Genomic DNA, 17,460 nt, shown 5'->3' on the forward strand with positions numbered 1-17,460 from the left:
GGCTGCCAGTAGAGGAGAGGTCATGACCACGATATACGACAGTAAAGACGAGGCCTTGAGTGTTGTAGTAAAGGGCCGAGTAGGGGCGCTGGATCGCGCGCTGCAAGTGCTCGACTGCTTGCAGACAGTAGGCACTCCGCGTACTCCCAACGAAATTGCGCGCGTAACCGGCGCGCCCGTCTCCACCACCTATTCCATTATTGAAGATCTGTTGGAAAGGAGTGTCTTGGAGCGTAGCGAGGGTGGGCGAGTCTGGCTGGGAAAGCGGCTGTTCACCTATGGGTTGTCATACGCAAATCGATTGGAATACCTCGACGTGTCGGCAGAGGAAGCAAAGATCCTGTCCGGCGATGTAGGTGAGACTGTTCAGGTTTGTGGAAGAGACGGAGGGGAATTGGTCGTTTTGCAGATGGCTGAGGGAGATGGTTTTTTCCGTGTGTCATCGCGAATTGGTGCACGCATTCCCATCAACTGGACTGCGTCAGGCCGCCTCCTTGTCGGACATTTTTCTGCGAAGGACCGAGAGGCATACTTCGCACTGCATTCCAGGCCGTCGCCGACAGGAAGAGCTGAGACAGATGCACGAATTCTTTCGCAGTCGTCGGCAAGAGCATGGGCGGAAGGGTTTTCGATACAGATCGGTGAGACGTTCTCTTCAGTTGCGTGCATTGCGGCACCTGTTCTAAATGAGATCGGGGAATGCGTGATAACTATTTCGATCGTCCTTCCGGAATCTAAAGCTGTTGAGGACATGCAAGGTTACATTCGCGCTGTTAAAAACGCTGCGAGAAGAATTGAGAAAAGAATGGGTTGGTCGTCAGAGAAGGATGGACCGGCCAGAGTTTCATAGACACTCACGAGCCGTTTGGCGCGTAACGCCGCTCAAACTCTACAGGTGATAGGTCGCCAGCGAAACCGTGCCGGCGAATGGGGTTGTAGAACGAGCGAAAACGCAGCATCTAATGCTTTGGGCGGCCATGTGCCAGCTCCTTTGGGCAACGTAAAACTTGTGGGCGTGCAGGTCCGCGTAACGCGAGCGTCGCCTTTCTGTTGCTCGAGCGTTACCCGAGATTCAAGGCGAGGAAGACGCTAAATGAAAGCGATCAGATGGCGCAGTGGCACCCGCAACACGTATTGAATTAACACCGATCGGTCTAAAATTTTCTCCGCGTCGATATGTAGGTTCCAGTCAGCACTAGCACGAGGCCTACGATGTGCCAAGGGCTCAACGTTTCCTTCAGGAAGACAACTGAGCCGGCTACACCAAAAACGGGAACCCAATATAGCCAGAGCGATGCGCGCGCAGCGCCGACCTTTGCGATCGCTCGATACCATAGCATTCCGCCTAACCCAGTCGACAACGCTCCAGATAGAAAAACTAGGACCCAAAGCCAAAAAGAGCAGCTTAAACGAGGCGGCTCGTGCTTCCACCAAGCCGCTCCAGCCGCATGAAAAAAGAGCATGCATGAACCGAGGGCTTGTGTACAGACAGTCAGCGTAATTGCATCGATTCGGCGGAGGGCGTATTGGGCGATGGACGTTCCGACGCAGTAAGCGAGCACCCCACCAAAGATCAGTGTGTCACCCGTTCCCGTTGCTTTTGCCGCGTCCACAAAGGTGGCAAGGAAAATTGCGAAGGCCCCGCAGAGTCCCATCGACAGTCCCACCCAACGTTGTCGATCTATTCTCTCTCCCAAGAAGGCCATCGCTGTAACCGACGCTAGCAATGGTTGAAAAGCGGTGATTAAGGCACCGTTTGTCGCGGTGCTCATATGGATACCTTGCGTGGTTAGGATCTGAAATAGGTAGACCGTGAAAGTCGCGGAGAGACAAATGAGCGCTATTGTTTGACCGGTAATCATGCGGAGTTGAACCCGCGCGTATAAGCAGAAAAAGATTACCGCGAAGCCCGAGGCGAGGCGCAGAGCGGAAAGAATCACTGCATCGAAGTCGCCGGTTAAGAACTTCAATGCGGGACTCGTCAATCCCCAGATTGCCATAACAAACAGCAACTCGCTCGATTGTCCGATCACAAGGCTCCCGTTTGCCCCCAACGTCTTCGTTGACGGGTTCTTCACCTGAGAAGATTCCTAGATTGATGAGAGGTGTTGGAAAGAGAGTCCTCAGTGTATGAAGTGAAGGGGGAGTAATCCATCGTCAGATCTAAAACCAAGTTTCGGCGTTGGGGCAAGCACGTGATGCTGACTGGCAGCAGGCTCGGCCCGTTGCTCGGTACAGCGCGGCGTGTGCTATTCATTAATCAGTGGACACATCTTGCCACGCCCTCAGGCCCGAGGATACGTGCTGATAAATTCGCGCTTACGAACATCCGCTCAAGGCGTTGCGCCATGAGCTGCGCCTGCACCAGTTGTGCAGCGAAGTACTGCTCGACCCGTTCTCGGAACTCGAGGTCCAAGTTGAGATTTTTCTGGTATTCGGATTCTGTTGTTGGTTTCTGCTTGTGCGGACCAGCAGTCGCCGCGTGGATTGATCGTTGATCTCGAGGGCACAGAACGGCCAGGATGGGACATCCGTTCGTTGTATCGCATGACATTCGGGCCGTGCGCATATCGACCAGCACTGAAGCATCTCCCGTTTCAATGAGTCGAGAGACTGTGGGCCCTGTTGTCATGCCCGCATCTAAACGCAGCAGGGGGCGCCCGATACGGCGCTCGCTCCCCGCCGGCCCCCCTTGCATCACGCTGTGAGTCCACCGCAGCACTGCTGCACGCAGCGTCAATATGTGACGGTCGCCCGCGTGACCGCGGATTCTGGTTCGGGCATGCGAATGCTCCGGCGTTACCGTGGGAAGGTCCCTCGCGGCATGCATTAGCGTGACTAACTCTAGACCTCCCGCAAATCGAAATGTATGAACCAAGGTTCGTGCCTTCCTGATCCTGTCTTCGCACTTACACGTCTATGATGGGCTTCTCAACATGAGAGGTGAATATGTCAGAATCCTCGCTCGACCCAATCGACTCGCTTGTATCCCCCCGTTTTTCGGACCCGGCAACCTTCTTTAGAACGCCGTGGCTTCGTGACGGAAGCGCCTTTGATATCGCGCTTTTGGGGGTGCCGTTTGATTTTTCCAGCAACCGTGCAGGCACACGCCACGGACCAGCCGAAGTACGCGAGATGTCTCGGCTGATCAGGCGATTCAACTCGGACGGTGGCGCTTCACCATTTGATCAATGTCGGATCGCGGATCTCGGCGATGTGCCTGTGATTCCGGTCGATATTACGCGCAGCGTGGCGAGCATCGTCAAACATATCGAACGGATTGCCGCGTCGGGTGCCACGACAGTGTGTGTTGGCGGTGACCACGGCGTGACGTATCCAGTCATCAAAGGGTTGGGGTGGAAACAACCGTTGGGGATCGTCCATTTCGATGCGCATCCCGACACTTATCCAGACGCCTGGGGGGACCGCTACAACCATGGGACGTTGCTTCGTCGTCTCGTTGAAGAGGGTCTGATCGATCCCAAACGCAGTGTGTCTGTAGGCATCCGTGGCACGCGTTTCTGCCTGGATGACCGAGATTATCACCGCGAGACGGGGATGCGGTTGATTTCCTATGATGAATTCGAAGAGATCGGACGCGCCCGTACGATCGAGATCATCAGGGAAGTGATCGGAAATGAGCCCACGTATCTGACGTTTGATATCGATGTTCTTGATCCCGCATACTGTGTGGGGACAGGGGCGCCGGAGCCGGGCGGACTGAGCATGCGCGACGCGCAGATGATCATTCGTGGGTTCCGCGGCCTGAATATTGTCGCCGGGGACGTTTGTGAGATTTCCCCCCCCTTGGATATTACCAACCACACGGCACTGAACGGCGCCAACCTGGCATTCGAAATCCTGTGCCTGGTCGCAGATGCTGTTGCAAAGGGCAAAGCAAAAGCAGGCAATTAAGAGAACGGCTGTACGAGCTCAGGCCGTATCGGCCGCAGTTCTCCCTGTGTGTCCGCGATTTTCTTCAGCTGAAACCCATAGCGCAAGCGTCATGTCGGTGCGCTATGGGCAAGCGTTGTACCCCTGGCTGGCTTTTCGAGCGGCGATTACCGACACCGATGCAGTAGCAACTGGCTGCGCGCATCTGTGTTTCTGTTCGAGCTGTCGCCACCGATTCCACGCTGGCCGGGGTGAGTGTCTACGCCTTGCTGCTTGCCAGGAATCCATCGCGACGACCGGCTTCCAACCACGCCTCGTCCGCTTTCCGTCCCTCCCATGAGCCACTGACGGTGCAAACCCTGGCTATGGCGCCAAATACGACGCGCCGGGGCATCTGTAGATGCGCAAATGGGTCGCGCCAAACCTAGGTTCTACAAGTGTCGATAGAGCAAAAAAATATGCCCCTATACGATCAATTGTCAGGATCAGATTCGGATCCATCTGATCGTCGCAGCAAGCAAGCGTGGCGAGAACTGGCCAAGGATTCGTGCTTCGATCATCTAATGGGAAACGAGATGTTGAATAACAAAGCATTGCGACTCTGCCAAATTGCCGCCGTTCTCGCAACGTGCAGTGTGTCTGCGATGGCTCAACAGGCCCCCGATCTGAAAGGACAACACCTGACGACAAATCGCATCCGAAAGTTGATGCGCTCCTTTCCAACTTCCTGCCAACTGCGCAGGATGTAAAAGCAACGGCAATTGACCAGGATATGGGCTGGTGGGCGAAGAATTTCTCCGCTGTGAATCAACGTTTCGTGGCCTGGCAATCCAAGTAATCAAGTTTATGAGTTTCTGCTGTGCCGTGTGCCAAGCGTAGAAATCCACTATGAGCCAGGTCGGTATGACTTCAACCCCAGCTTCGGTCACGATGCCGGGATTCGTTCGCGTGCACAGGCGCAAGCTGAGAATGACGCGTCGCATGCTTATTGTTCCGGTGATCGTCAGGAGTTTCACTGATGTGTTGTCACCGTCTGTTCATTGATTCTGGGGACCTGCGCCGCGCTCAGTATATCGAGGATGAAGGGCTTCAGCTTGCTGGTGTCAAGCCACAAGAAATACGCGGCTTCTAATTTGTGAGAAAAATTTGCGTCCTAAGGTTACTTTCGGATTAACCAAATCGCGAAACATGGAGAAAAAAATGGTTGAGAATCAGATTCTGTTTGAGCTTGTGAATGGCGTTGGCTTTCTAACGCTGAATAGGCCCGAATCGCTCAATAGCCTCAGTCTCGATACTATTAAGGCGTTGCTGGATCGGCTGCGCGCGTTGAGCACACAGGATGAGTTGCGTGCCCTGGTAATCTCCGGGAGCGGTCGGGGCTTCTGCGCGGGATGGCAGCTGGACGAGAACGGCGTGCCCGGCCTGCCGGATGAATCGCTTGGCGTGCGCCAGGCTCATCTGATGGCTGAATACTTCAATCCGGTTATTCAAGTCCTACACGATCTTCCTGTCCCGACGATCGCGGCAGTCAATGGTGTAAGTGCTGGCGCGGGCGTAAGCATCGCACTGGCCGCTGACATTGTTGTCGCGGCCGAATCGGCTTCTTTTGTGCTGACATTTGCCCCGAAACTCGGTCTTGTACCGGACCTGGGCGCGAGCTGGAAGGTGCCCCGTCTAATCGGCTGGGGACGCGCGTTGGCAGTCACGATGTTGGGCGAACGAATCAGCGCGGAGGAGGCGGCGCAGTGGGGGATGGTCTGGCGCGTCGTCCCCGATGCCGATCTGAACTCGACGGCGCTGACGTTAGCCGCTCGCTTGGCGGAATCGCCGAGTGGCGTATGTCGGGAATTGCGCCGCGCCTACGAGGTGGCACAGCAAAATGACCTGGCAGCGCAAATGGAGTACGAGCGGTTGCGTCAGCGCGAACTGCTGGATAACGAAGCTTTTTGCGAAGGGCTTTCTGCGTTTCAAGAAAAACGGGCGCCGCGATTCAGAAAGACCTTGACGTAACACTTGGAGCCACCGGATCCATACGGAAGCGGTTTCGGCTCACATGACGACTGCCGCGGGCTTCACCCGCGGCATCCCGACTCTGGTCGATACCATCTGAGCGGGGCTTGCTTTTCAGCAGCGCCCTTAGAATTGGTCGACCGGCAGCCGCAACACGGAGTCACCTCCAGTCGTAACAATCTTCTCCAACGATGGAATTGCGGACATTTCGTGCTCGGCAAAGAAGAGCGCGGTCGCTATTTTCGCCGACTCGAAGCGGTCGTCTCCTTTCCCGACGGTGCGTTGAGCTGCCAGCGCCGAACGTCCAAGCTGCCAACCCGCTACCGTCAAGCCCATGAGCTGGAGCAACGGTACAGCGCCTGCCAGCACGGATTGCGAATTCACGTCGAAGTTCGAGACAATGTATGCGACGCAACGCTGAACTGAATCCTGAGCGCGCAGGATGGCCTCGCCAATCGATTTGAGATCCGCGACCTCGGAGTCGAGGAGTTGTTGCCCGGTGGTCTGGATATCGTTGAGCAAGCTCAGGCAGGCGTCCCCCTTGTCGCGCGCGATTTTTCGAGTCACCAGATCATTGGCTTGTATTCCAGTCGTGCCTTCGTAGATCGGCAGGAGGCGCGCGTCGCGCCAGTGCTGGCTCGCTCGGCACTCGTCCATGAAGCCGAGCCCCCCGTGTATTTGCACGCCGAGCGAGGTAACGACCTGTGCGGCTTCCGTATTCCAGCCTTTCATGATCGGGGTCAATAGATCCAGACGGGCTCGAGCCGCCGAGTCTCGCTCGTCGCAATGGTGGACTACGTCGATCTGTGTGGCGACCCTGACGGTCAATGCTCTCATCGCTTCGGTGTATGCGCGCATACGCATAAGCATGCGTCGGACATCCGGATGGCGAATGATGGGAACGCGTTCTTGTGAGCGACCGCTTGGGTCGGCGCCCTGAATACGCTCCCGCGCGTAGTCCGTTGCTGTCTGATAGGCCCGTTCGGAGATAGCCAATCCCTCGAGGCCAACGGCAAATCGCGCCTCGTTCATCATCACGAACATCGTATCGAGCCCGCGGTGAAGGTCGCCTACGAGATAGCCGATAGCACCGGTGTCCGGATCGTCGCCGCCATACAGGAGTGTCGCTGTGGGACTTCCGTGCTGACCGGCCTTAGACTCGATCGCCAGGCAGGTAACTCGGTTGCGTTCAGCCAGACTGCCATCGGCGCCGACGAGGAATTTCGGTACCAGGAACATCGATATGCCCTTGATTCCGGGCGGTGCATCCGGCGTTCGTGCGAGAACGAGGTGTACGATGTTCTCGGACATGTCGTGTTCGCCCCAACTGATGAAGATCTTCTGCCCGAAAACGCGCCAGGTGCTATCGCCCGCTGGGACCGCCTTCGTGCGGATCCCGGAGAGATCGGAGCCCGCTTGCGGCTCGGTCAGGTTCATTGTCCCTGTCCATCGCCCTTCGACAAGTGCTGGCAAGTATTTGTCGCGAATTTCCGGCGACGCACGCAGTGAGAGCGCCTCAATGGCGCCACGAGTGAGTGCTACGCAGCCCGTCAACGTCAGGCTGGATGCGCGCCACATCTCATCAACGAGCGATGATACGGTTCGAGGAAATCCTTGACCACCGTGGTCGGGAGGGCAGGGAAGCGCATGCCATCCAGCAGCCACGAATTTGCTGTATGCGTCGCGATAGCCGGTCGGTGTTACGACGCCTTGCGGCGTGAGGCGTGAACCTTCCCGATGGCCGGCCTGATCGGTATCGGAGAGTACCCCGGAGGCGAACTTTGCTGCCTCGTCCAGAACGGCATCCACCACGTCCGTTGTAATGCCAAGAGGATGACCCTCGAGCAGCGACTTCAGGTCGGCCAGTTCGCGCAGTACGAAGCGCATTTCCTGCAGGGGGGCAACGTATTGGTTCATGATTTACTTGTCCAGAGCGCGTGTCTTAAAAGTGGCGGCGCGATGAGAATTTCGCCAGAGAGGCCACCGGGCTCCGATGACGGTTGGCGCCATCATCCGGTATCCCGGCTGGATTCGATTTGAAGGGGCGTAGTCGGAAATCTGTCGACCGAGCGCAGGCATGAGCAATCCCTGTCGGGGCGACTGGGGCGCACGGTCTGATCGTCGGTCGACTGCTTTGGAATAACGGCAGCTCAGTTGAGGACCGCAGCCAGCGAGTCGTCCAGAACGGAGAGAATTGTGTCCACATCTTCGTTGGACAGCGCGAGCGTGAAGTAAAACTTCCCAACCGTCAGCACGCCGCGACGAACCATCTCGGTGCTCAGCTTGCGCTGGAGTGCGAGGTCACCGGAGACGCTCGTTCTGTAGTCCAGGACATCGCTTTTTGTAATTGCGATTTGCGTGAGGGCGCCCGAGCCGAGCGTTTTCCCGGGAACGCCATGTCGCGAGAATATCTCGCTGGCACCTTTGCGGAAATGTTCGCCGATCTCATTGAGCCGCTCGTAGGTCCCGGGACGCTGCAATACTCGCAGGGTCGCGAGACCGGCCGTAGCCGCTACCGAATTCCCGCAGGTCGTGCTTCCGGTGAAGCATTTGCGGGGATCCGGTCCGCTGCGAGGGTTGGCAAGACGCATCACGTCTTCACGGCCGCCGACCACTGACAACGGCAATCCGCCGCCAATCACCTTGCCATACGTTCCCAGGTCTGGAATGACGCCGTAACGCTCCTGTGCGCCACCCCACGCCAATCGGTAGCCGGTTACCATTTCGTCAAAAATGAGAAGAATTCCGTTCGCGTCGCACAGCGCGCGCAGCCCTTCCAGGAATCCCGGCAGCGGATCAATACATCGCTGCTGCGGCTCGACGATGATGGCGGCGATGTCGTTCCGTGCCGCCTCAACGATGCGCTGGACAGTTTCGAGATCGTTGAAGGGCGCGATCAACACCTCGCTTTCCAGCACGCGTGGAATTCCGGCGCTGTCCGGCCTCGGCGTCGGGAAGTCCGGCATTGGGCTCGAGGGGCCCATGCTCATGAGCGCGTAGTCGTTGCCGCCGAGGAAGCCACCTTCGAATTTTAGAATCTTCGAGCGCCCCGTAAACGCCCTGGCCAATCGCATGGCATACAGGGTGGCATCGGATCCGGTGACCCCGTACTTCACCTGTTGCGCGCACGGAATGGATTCGACGAGAAGTTCGGCGAGCTCGATTCCCTTCTCATTCAGCACGTAGAAATTGGATGGGCACTCGACTGCTTCGCGTAACGCACTCACAACTTCCGGGTGAGCGTGACCGAGAAGCATCGGCCCGGACCCCGCGACGCAATCGATATATTCGCGACCGTCGACGTCATATACTTTTGAACCCTTTCCGGTTTTGATAACCACATCGACAGACTCATCAAGAACATACGTGGTAAATGCGCCGCCCGGCATCACCCGGCGAGCGGTAGCGATCAGTGATTTCATATCGATCATTTTCGTGGCAGTTAGGGATATCGATGTCTACTCTGTCACGCGCCACCTCTTGTAACAACACGGAATGCCGAAGCTTTGCTTCGGTATTTCCGGAGCCTTCGCAATCTGCCCCAGTCGTTTTCCAATCCTAGGTTCGCCAAATGGTGATGGTGGATGAAATTCGGGTGACGCCACAATGATGACAGGTTCGAGCAAGACATCACAGGTTGTTTCGAGAAACCACGAGAAAAGGTGGGGCACCTTACAGGGCGCATTTGCCAAAAGATGCCGCCGACGATCTGGGCCAGTTGTTGAGTCTGGAGAGCGCCCGATACTGGCCGGATGCGCTTGGTGACGGCGACCAGACCTGGGCGACGCTCCAGCGTCAATCCTGAGCTCGCGTCCAGCTTGGGCTAGCTACGGGTTGCGCCCCAAAGTAGGGGCGCAGCGTGCGTTCTTTCGAGCTTTACGTGGCTAAGTAGTTAGGTTTACAGGAGATGTGATGAATTACACAGACTATCGCCACTTGACGTTTGAGCACTTGCCGAACGGTGTTTTGCTCATCGTTATTAATCGCCCCGAACACCTGAACGCCGCGAATGCCAGACTCCACGAAGAACTGGCTGAGGTGTGGCTAACGGTGAAAAACGACCCCAACGTGCGTGTTCCCGTCATCACCGGTGCGGGGCGAGCTTTTTCCGTTGGCGGAGATCTTGCTGAAGGTGTCCAGACGTTGGGGAAGATCGAACCGGCTATTCGGTCTGGCGAAGTTGCCCTGCAAATTGTCTACAACATGGTCCACCTCGATAAGCCGATCGTCTCCGCGATCAATGGCCCGGCCGCTGGAGCGGGCCTTGCAGTCGCGCTCACCGCAGACGTCTCGATCATCTCAGAGACAGCGAAGCTCACCGACGCGCACATGAACATCGGCGTAGCTTCAGGGGATCACGCCGCGTTGCTTTGGCCGCTGTACTGCGGTGTGCCAAAAGCCAAGCTCTATTTGCTGACGGCCGATTTGATTGATGGCCGGGAGGCTGAACGCATCGGCCTCGTCTCGATGTGCAAGCCCGCTGACGAAGTCTTGAAATCCGCGCTGCAAATGGCCGATGCATTGGGGCGCAAACCACAGCGAGCGCTTCGATGGACAAAACGCTGCTTGAATCACTGGGTACGCCAGGCAGCGCCGATTTTTGACCTTTCTGTCGCGTACGAAGGGCTGAATTTCATGGAGCCCGATGCCAAAGAAGGCCTCGACGCCTTCCTGGAAAAGCGCCCGCCCGTATTCCCCAGTACTTTGGATAGTTGATATCAAATCAAATGCATCTCGCTCATTTTCTACATCGATCGGCAAGAAATTATCCGGACCGCCCATTGTGGCTCGCCCCCAATCTCTCGATTTCATATCGGGAAGGGGCGCAGCGGATCAATCGACTGGCAAGCAGTTTCCTGCAGCACGGGAAGCAGCGTGATCGCGTCGCGATTGTTTCGTCGAACCGGTTCGAAGCGCTTGAGTGCTATTTCGCCGCACTCACCGCCGGAATGGCTGCAACGCCGCTCAACCCCAAGCTCCATATCGACGAAATCAGCTTCATGATTGCTGATTCCGGCGCCTCGTTCTTTGTGTTTTCGCCTGAGTTCGCCGACGTGGCGAGCGAGCTTCGCCGACGGCACCCGACCGTCGGACAGTGGATCTGCATGGAGCCGTTGCCGGAGTTCAGCTACTACGGCGACTTCCTGACGAATGCTGGCGACTCCGTCCCGACGCCGCAGATCGAGCCCGACGATGTGGCTTGGCTGTTTTACACCTCTGGCACTACGGGTAAACCCAAAGGTGTGATGGAGACGCACCGCAATCTGATTGCGATGGTGCAGTCACATCGACTGGGTTTGCTCAGGGACATCAACGAGTTCGATCGCATGATTCATTTTGCGCCGATCGCGCACGCCACTACGAGCATTGGATTGGCCTACATCTCTGTAGGCGCTGCTCAGGTTTTCCCGGGGTTGACCCGCTTCGATCCGCCGCAGGTTTTCGATGCCATTCAGCGCTTTGGCGCGACTGGATCGTTCATGGCGCCGACGATGGTGCAGATGCTTCTGCAGTACCCCGAGATCGCGCGATATGACCTGAGGAGTGTCAAAAACATCGTCTGTGGTGGCGCACCGATGTACGCCGAAGTACTGCGGCAGGCCATCGACGTGTTCGGCCCCGTCTTCAGTCAGGGCTTTGGGCAAAGCGAAGCCCCGGCGCAGGCCGCCATGCACAAGAGCATGTACGACCTGACTACGGAAAAAGGCATCAAACGAGTCTCGTCCGTTGGGCACGAGGTCCCTGGCGCCTACCTTCGCATCATTGATGAGGAAGGTAATGAAGTCGATTGCAATACCGCTGGAGAGATCACGGTCAGAGGTGATGTGGTGACGCCGGGATACTGGAACCGTCCGGAAGCAACGAATGAAGTGCTCAAAGGCGGATGGCTGCATACGGGAGACGTGGGCTACCGAGATGAGGATGGTTACATCTTCATTACGGATCGCGTGAAGGACATGATCATTTCCGGAGGATCGAACATCTATCCTCGCGAAGTGGAAGAGGTACTGCTGCAGCACGAAGCGATTGCCGAAGCGTGTGCGGTTGGCGTTCCTGACGTGGTGTGGGGAGAGTCCGTCAAAGCCGTGGTTGTGCTGCGTCCGGGCGTCTCTTTGACGGAGGATGAAGTCATCGAGTTCTGCCGCACCCGGTTGGCCACGTACAAGAAGCCGAAGTCGGTTGATTTCGTGACGGAGCTGCCCAAGAACGCGTACGGCAAGGTTCTGAAGAAGGACATCAAGGCTCGGTATTGGCAAGGGATGAGTCGGACAATTTAGGGGGAGAACAGACGATGAATGACGACAAAAGTCCGCCGCTCGACGCAAATCTGCGGGTCAATGGAAGCCGACTCTGGGAATCACTGCGGGAGATGGCCAAGGTCGGTCCGGGTGTGGCCGGCGGAAATAACCGGCAGGCTCTCACCGATGAAGATGGGCAGGCACGGGCGCTTTTCCGGCGTTGGTGTGAGGACGCCGGCATGCAAGTTTCTGTCGACCAGATGGGAAACATTTTCGCGACACGGGCGGGAACCGACCCGACAGCCCCCGCGGTGTGTGTCGGCAGTCACCTCGATACGCAGCCGGCGGGCGGGCGCTTCGACGGCATTCTGGGCGTGCTCGGGGGGGTGGAGATCGTCCGGGCGATGAACGATGCGGCCATCGAAACTCGGCATCCGGTGGTAGTCGCCAACTGGACCAATGAGGAGGGATGTCGCTTTTCCCCCGTCATGATGGCGTCCGGTGTCTTCGCCGGCGTTCATTCGCTGGAGTGGGCCTATGCACGCCAAGACAGATCTGGCGTGAGCTTTGGCGAGGAGCTCGAGCGCATCGGCTGGAAGGGTACGCTGCCGATGGGCGCGCTGAAGATGAAAGCCTACCTGGAGTTGCATATCGAGCAGGGGCCGATTCTCGAGGCCGAACGCGTCGACATTGGTGTCGTCAAGGGCGGTCAAGGGCTGACCTGGTTGCAGGTGAACCTGCAAGGCCGGTCGGCGCATGCAGGGACCACCCCGATGGACAGGCGTCGCAATGCGGGACTGGGCGCCGCGCGTGTCATCGAGCTGGTACACCAAGTCACGATGACGCACCAACCGAATGCGGTGGGGACCGTGGGGCGCGTGGACATCCGCCCGAATGCGACCAACAGTGTTCCGGGGGCTGCCGAACTTGCCATCGACATTCGGTCGCCGGACGCGGCGATTTTGATCGCGATGGAAGCCAGCATTCGATCGGGCGTCAAGACCATTGCAACCGAATTGGGGCTGAGCGCGGAGACAACGCTTCTACAACATGCGGCCCCCGTGGCCTTTGACGAGCACTGTGTCAATAGCGTCCGGGACTTCGCCAAGGCACTCGGCTACTCACACCGCGACATTATTTCGGGTGCAGGCCACGACGCCTATTGGATATCCAGAGTGGCCCCGACCGCGATGGTCATGTGTCCTTGCGTAGACGGGATCTCGCATAACGAGGCAGAGGACATCCTGCCGGAGTGGGCGGAAGCCGGCGCCAACGTACTTCTTCACGCGGTGACCGATGCCGCAGTGCGGGAGCGGTGATCGCGAACCGTTTTGTTCAGCAGGCCCATTGGGTCACGTCCGGCTTTACATGGGCTGTCCGCGATGAACCAATCGGCGCGATTCAAATGATTTGCTGAAACACGTTGCTTGGCAAACTGGACAACTTCCGATACTGGCTACCGCGTTTCACTGCGTTGGCGTTTGGGCCAGAAATTTTCAACGTTTCTTAGAGGCTGCGATGCAAGATATTTACATTGTTTCCGCGGTGCGCACCGCAATCGGGGCGTTCGGCGGCACCCTGAAGGACCTTCCTCCAACCCAGCTTGGCGCCGCTGTAGTGCGTGCGGCCATCGAGCGCGCGGGAATCGATCCCGAACGCGTCGGGCAAGTGGTGATGGGCAACGTCATTCCGACTGAGCCACGAGACGCATATATCGCTCGCGTCTCGGCAATCGACGCGGGAGTCCCCCAGGAGGCAGCGTCCTTCAACGTCAACCGGCAATGCGGCTCCGGACTGCAGGCAGTGCTTTTGGCGGCACAGTCGGTGGTGGCCGGGGACGCCGAGATCGCGATCGGCGGTGGCGCCGAATCGATGAGCCGCAGCCCCTATTTCCTCGGAGGGGCTCGTTGGGGAACACGTATGGGGGATGCAGCCGCAGTCGATTACATGCTGGGCATTTTGCACGACCCGTTCCACCGCATACACATGGGGGTCACTGCAGAGAACGTCGCGGACCGTGAGGGTATTACTCGCGAGATGCAGGACGCATTCGCTCTCGAGAGCCAACGACGTGCGGCGCAGGCGATCGCCGAGGGACGATTTGCGTCTCAAATCGTGCCGTTGGAAGTCAAGATGCACAAGAAGACTGTCGTTTTCGACACGGATGAAAACGTGCGTGCCGATCTGAGCCTGGCGCAACTTGCCGACATGCGCCCGGTATTCAAGAAGGATGGCACCGTGACGGCCGGGAACTCATCCGGCATCAACGATGGTGCCGGCGCTTTGGTGCTTGCATCGGGCGACGCAGTTCGTAGCTATGGCCTGAAACCGCTCGCGCGGCTCGTGAGTTACGGCCATGCGGGTGTCGATCCCCTTGTGATGGGCCTCGGTCCCGTACCGGCGTCCACCATTGCCTTGGAACGCGCAGGCCTCAAGGCAGGCGACCTGGATGTCATCGAGTCGAATGAGGCCTTCGCGGCACAGGCGTGTGCCGTTACCAAGGCGCTGGGTCTCGATCCGGCGAAGGTGAATCCGAACGGCTCGGGGATTTCGCTTGGCCACCCGGTCGGCGCCACCGGCGCCATCATCGCCACCAAGGCGATCTACGAGTTGCACCGAACTGGCGGCCGTTACGCGCTTGCAACGATGTGTATTGGCGGCGGTCAGGGGATCGCTGCGATCTTCGAACGGGTGTAAAAGACATGGACATTCAAAGCGTAGGCGTCGTTGGCGCCGGAACGATGGGTAATGGAATCGCTCAGGTCTGTGCAGCCGCCGGACTTCAAGTCACGATGGTCGATGTTTCAGGCAATGCTGTCGAACGTGGTCTGGCGATGATCGCGGCAAATCTCGGCCGCCAAGTCAAAAGGGGCACCATTGGCGCGGACGAACTCGACGCAATCGTAGCCCGCGTGCATGGCACGACGCACTACGAGGCGTTGAAGTCCGTCGATGTAGTCATCGAGGCCGCAACCGAAAATCTTGAACTGAAACTGCGTATCCTCCGGCAAATCGAACAAATTGTGGGGCACGGTGCGTTGATCGCCACCAACACCTCGTCGATCTCGATTACCCAACTGGCCGCGGTGCTGGAGAGACCGGATCGGTGTATTGGCATGCACTTTTTCAATCCGGTTCCCGTGATGGCGCTGGTGGAACTCATCCGCGGCATGCAAACGTCGGAAGAATCGTTTTCGCGAGCCAAGGCGTTGGTTGACAGGATTGGCAAAACAGCGATTGATGTCCGTAACAGTCCGGGCTTCGCGGTGAACCGAATTCTCGTGCCGATGCTCAATGAAGCGATTTTTGCGCTGCACGAAGGACTGGCCACCCCCGAGGATATTGATGAAGGGATGATGATGGGGTGCAATCATCCGATCGGGCCGCTGGCACTGGCCGATATGATCGGACTCGACACACTCCTGTCCGTCATTCAGGTGTTCTACGACGGATTCAAGGATCCGAAATATCGCCCCGCACCTTTGCTGGTGGAGATGGTGGCGGCGGGGCGACTTGGGCGCAAGAGCGGCCGCGGCTTTTACCAGTACAGTTGACCACGGCCGTATCGGAGCGAGGGTAATGCCCGCGCTCCATCCGCGCTGCCTACCTGGTGGGCAGCGTTGCTTGGCTCACCGCAGTCGTGAGGAATACCTGATCGGACGAATGCGCCATGATGACGCAGGAGCGCAGCATCGCCACAAGCTTTGCGCGTGGTCCTGTGTCGCGAGAAACAACGCGGACCGGCATGGTCCGTCGCGTGAGATCCGGTCGCACGGCGCGCAACTTGCCTTGGGCGACAAAGGGCGTCGCGACGTGTAACGGAACGTAGCCCATGTCCCGACCGGAAAGTATGAGCGCCAGTTGCGCTTGAGCGCCAAGGCCTGTGTCGCTGCCCGTGAATGTACGCGACAGGAACGATACGTCTTTGAATTCCAGGTGGCCGCGGCTGGAGTAAGGGTGAGCAATCAAATCACTTTCCGTGATTTCGTGGTCCGGGCGATCAAACAGCGGATGTCCCTTGCTGCAATATAACTCGTCCACTTCGTCGAAGACATGCTGCTCCTGGACATCCCGCGCCTTAGCGTCGGATACGCATATCCCAAGATGGGCCGAGCCGTCCGCTACATAGCTAATCGCCTTGTAGCCCACCATCGTCTCGACCCGTAGGCGCACCCTGCGGCCCACGCGCGCGCTGAACATTTTCAAGCCCTCGGGCAAATGGCAGGCCGGATTGGTGATGATCTCGTCCTCGACAACGATGACCAGCTCGCCAGTCATCTCGTCACCGATCCCCCCGATGTCAGCCTTGAATTCATCAATGGCTGAAAAGAGCTGCTTGGCCGCCTTGTAGACCTGTTCCCCTTCCGGCATCAATTTGAATCCGCCGGGCCCACGTTTGCAGAGGACATAGCCTAGTCGGATCTCGAGTGTTTTGAGATGTTCACTCAGAACCGATTGGGAGATGTTGAGCGTAGCCTGGGCTGCAGCGAATCCGCCGCGATCAACGATCTCTGAGAAGCTGCGCAGCAATCGCAGATCAAGGTCCGTGACCTGATTGAGCTTGGACATGGTCGAGCCATTTTGTGGAAGTGGATACGCGGTTGCTTTGACGATGCACGCCTGGCGACCAACAAATTTTGCAAAAAATGTGGCGTCTCAACCGGATGCGGTCGAGAGGGTAAGCCCTCCTGACCCGGGAGAATCAGAGGGCGGGACGGTGCCGGTGCATGAGCAGATTCGACAAATATGGAAACGCCGGCTACACAGTGGACGAGGAGATAGTCATCCCCGGTTCCAATGGAAACATATGCCTTGTCATACCTATACACGGCGCCCCTGATCCCGGACAGTGACAGCTACCGCAAAGATGCATATTTATTGTGTAATCACCTTGCTGTAGAGTCAAGTTCTCCAATCCTCGGGGGAATCCGAATGTCCGAGCAGTTGTGGCCTTGGTGCACATCGCATCGATCGCGCTCACTATTGGCGTCGGGAAAAGATCAGATTGGTGCAGGATCCAAGCGGGCAAGCGACGCCTGCTCGCAAGGCGTCGCTTGTATTTGCACTTCGCCGTGCGGCGACGCCACGCCTCATTCTCAGGCCGTCTCTGCGCGCTGGAGATGAGTTAGACCACCTTCCTCCCGATCGCGGCGAATACGGTCGGCTTGCGCTTCTTCAGAATTGACGCGTAAACGATCCCGAAAACCAAAGCCATCAAGATTATGGAGAGGAGAACAAGTGTAAGCGCGAATTTACGCACACCGCAGAGAGTTGGCCGGTGGGCTGTGGCTAGATCAGGCAGGTGCCGGTACTTGGT

At 57.7% G+C, this 17,460-nt stretch carries 13 protein-coding genes; 8 read left to right on the forward strand and 5 right to left on the reverse strand.

Translation table 11 applies throughout. The features are described from left to right. Nucleotides 1–22: 22 nt before the first annotated feature. Nucleotides 23–850: an IclR family transcriptional regulator gene (locus PTE30175_RS25520; protein WP_150699871.1), complete on the forward strand. Its 828-nt coding sequence runs from the start codon at nucleotides 23–25 to the stop codon at nucleotides 848–850. Nucleotides 851–1,154: 304 nt separating this feature from the next. Here PTE30175_RS25520 and PTE30175_RS25525 read toward each other — a convergent pair whose 3' ends face one another. Next, on the reverse strand, nucleotides 1,155–2,078 hold the full coding sequence (locus PTE30175_RS25525; RefSeq protein ID WP_150699872.1) for a DMT family transporter: 924 nt from the start codon (nucleotides 2,076–2,078) through the stop codon (nucleotides 1,155–1,157). Nucleotides 2,079–2,949: 871 nt separating this feature from the next. On the opposite strand from PTE30175_RS25525, the gene PTE30175_RS25535 reads away from it, so the two are divergent. Both PTE30175_RS25535 and PTE30175_RS25540 read left to right on the forward strand, forming a co-directional pair. After that, the gene (locus tag PTE30175_RS25535) at nucleotides 2,950–3,915 is read left to right on the forward strand and encodes an agmatinase (protein ID WP_150699874.1); all 966 of its coding nucleotides are present in this window, start codon (nucleotides 2,950–2,952) and stop codon (nucleotides 3,913–3,915) included. A 1,179-nt stretch (nucleotides 3,916–5,094) separates the two neighbouring features. Further along, the gene (locus tag PTE30175_RS25540) at nucleotides 5,095–5,904 is read left to right on the forward strand and encodes an enoyl-CoA hydratase-related protein (protein WP_191629218.1); all 810 of its coding nucleotides are present in this window, start codon (nucleotides 5,095–5,097) and stop codon (nucleotides 5,902–5,904) included. A gap of 126 nt (nucleotides 5,905–6,030) precedes the next feature. On the opposite strand, the gene PTE30175_RS25545 is transcribed toward PTE30175_RS25540, so the two are convergent. Both PTE30175_RS25545 and PTE30175_RS25550 read right to left on the reverse strand, forming a co-directional pair. Then, nucleotides 6,031–7,821, reverse strand: coding sequence for an acyl-CoA dehydrogenase (locus PTE30175_RS25545; RefSeq protein WP_150699876.1), 1,791 nt, complete (start codon nucleotides 7,819–7,821; stop codon nucleotides 6,031–6,033). A gap of 233 nt (nucleotides 7,822–8,054) precedes the next feature. Then, nucleotides 8,055–9,326 carry an aspartate aminotransferase family protein gene (locus PTE30175_RS25550; RefSeq protein WP_224788972.1) on the reverse strand — a complete coding sequence of 424 codons (1,272 nt, stop codon included), beginning with the start codon at nucleotides 9,324–9,326 and terminating at the stop codon, nucleotides 8,055–8,057. A gap of 490 nt (nucleotides 9,327–9,816) precedes the next feature. On the opposite strand from PTE30175_RS25550, the gene PTE30175_RS25555 reads away from it, so the two are divergent. The 5 genes from PTE30175_RS25555 (at nucleotide 9,817) to PTE30175_RS25575 (ending at nucleotide 15,697) form a co-directional block, all read left to right on the forward strand. Further along, a complete protein-coding gene (locus tag PTE30175_RS25555) occupies nucleotides 9,817–10,620 on the forward strand; it encodes an enoyl-CoA hydratase/isomerase family protein (protein ID WP_150699877.1) in 804 nt (267 codons plus the stop codon). Nucleotides 10,621–10,631: 11 nt separating this feature from the next. Next, complete coding sequence (locus PTE30175_RS25560) at nucleotides 10,632–12,182, forward strand: class I adenylate-forming enzyme family protein (RefSeq protein ID WP_150699878.1); 1,551 nt, start codon at nucleotides 10,632–10,634, stop codon at nucleotides 12,180–12,182. A 14-nt stretch (nucleotides 12,183–12,196) separates the two neighbouring features. After that, nucleotides 12,197–13,462 (forward strand): Zn-dependent hydrolase, encoded by a 1,266-nt coding sequence (locus PTE30175_RS25565; RefSeq protein WP_150699879.1) that lies wholly within the window; start codon nucleotides 12,197–12,199, stop codon nucleotides 13,460–13,462. A 199-nt stretch (nucleotides 13,463–13,661) separates the two neighbouring features. Further along, entirely contained in the window at nucleotides 13,662–14,840 is a 1,179-nt protein-coding gene (locus PTE30175_RS25570) for an acetyl-CoA C-acyltransferase family protein (RefSeq protein ID WP_150699880.1), read from the forward strand. 5 nt (nucleotides 14,841–14,845) lie between these two features. Beyond that, entirely contained in the window at nucleotides 14,846–15,697 is an 852-nt protein-coding gene (locus PTE30175_RS25575) for a 3-hydroxybutyryl-CoA dehydrogenase (protein ID WP_150699881.1), read from the forward strand. A 49-nt stretch (nucleotides 15,698–15,746) separates the two neighbouring features. Here PTE30175_RS25575 and PTE30175_RS25580 read toward each other — a convergent pair whose 3' ends face one another. Continuing rightward, the gene (locus PTE30175_RS25580) at nucleotides 15,747–16,712 is read right to left on the reverse strand and encodes a LysR family transcriptional regulator (protein ID WP_150699882.1); all 966 of its coding nucleotides are present in this window, start codon (nucleotides 16,710–16,712) and stop codon (nucleotides 15,747–15,749) included. Nucleotides 16,713–17,268: 556 nt separating this feature from the next. Continuing rightward, a partial coding sequence (locus PTE30175_RS28890) for a hypothetical protein (protein WP_420819680.1) occupies nucleotides 17,269–17,460 on the reverse strand: 192 nt, incomplete at its 5' end.

Source organism: Pandoraea terrae (assembly GCF_902459695.1).
In the GTDB taxonomy this organism is placed as follows: domain Bacteria; phylum Pseudomonadota; class Gammaproteobacteria; order Burkholderiales; family Burkholderiaceae; genus Pandoraea; species Pandoraea terrae.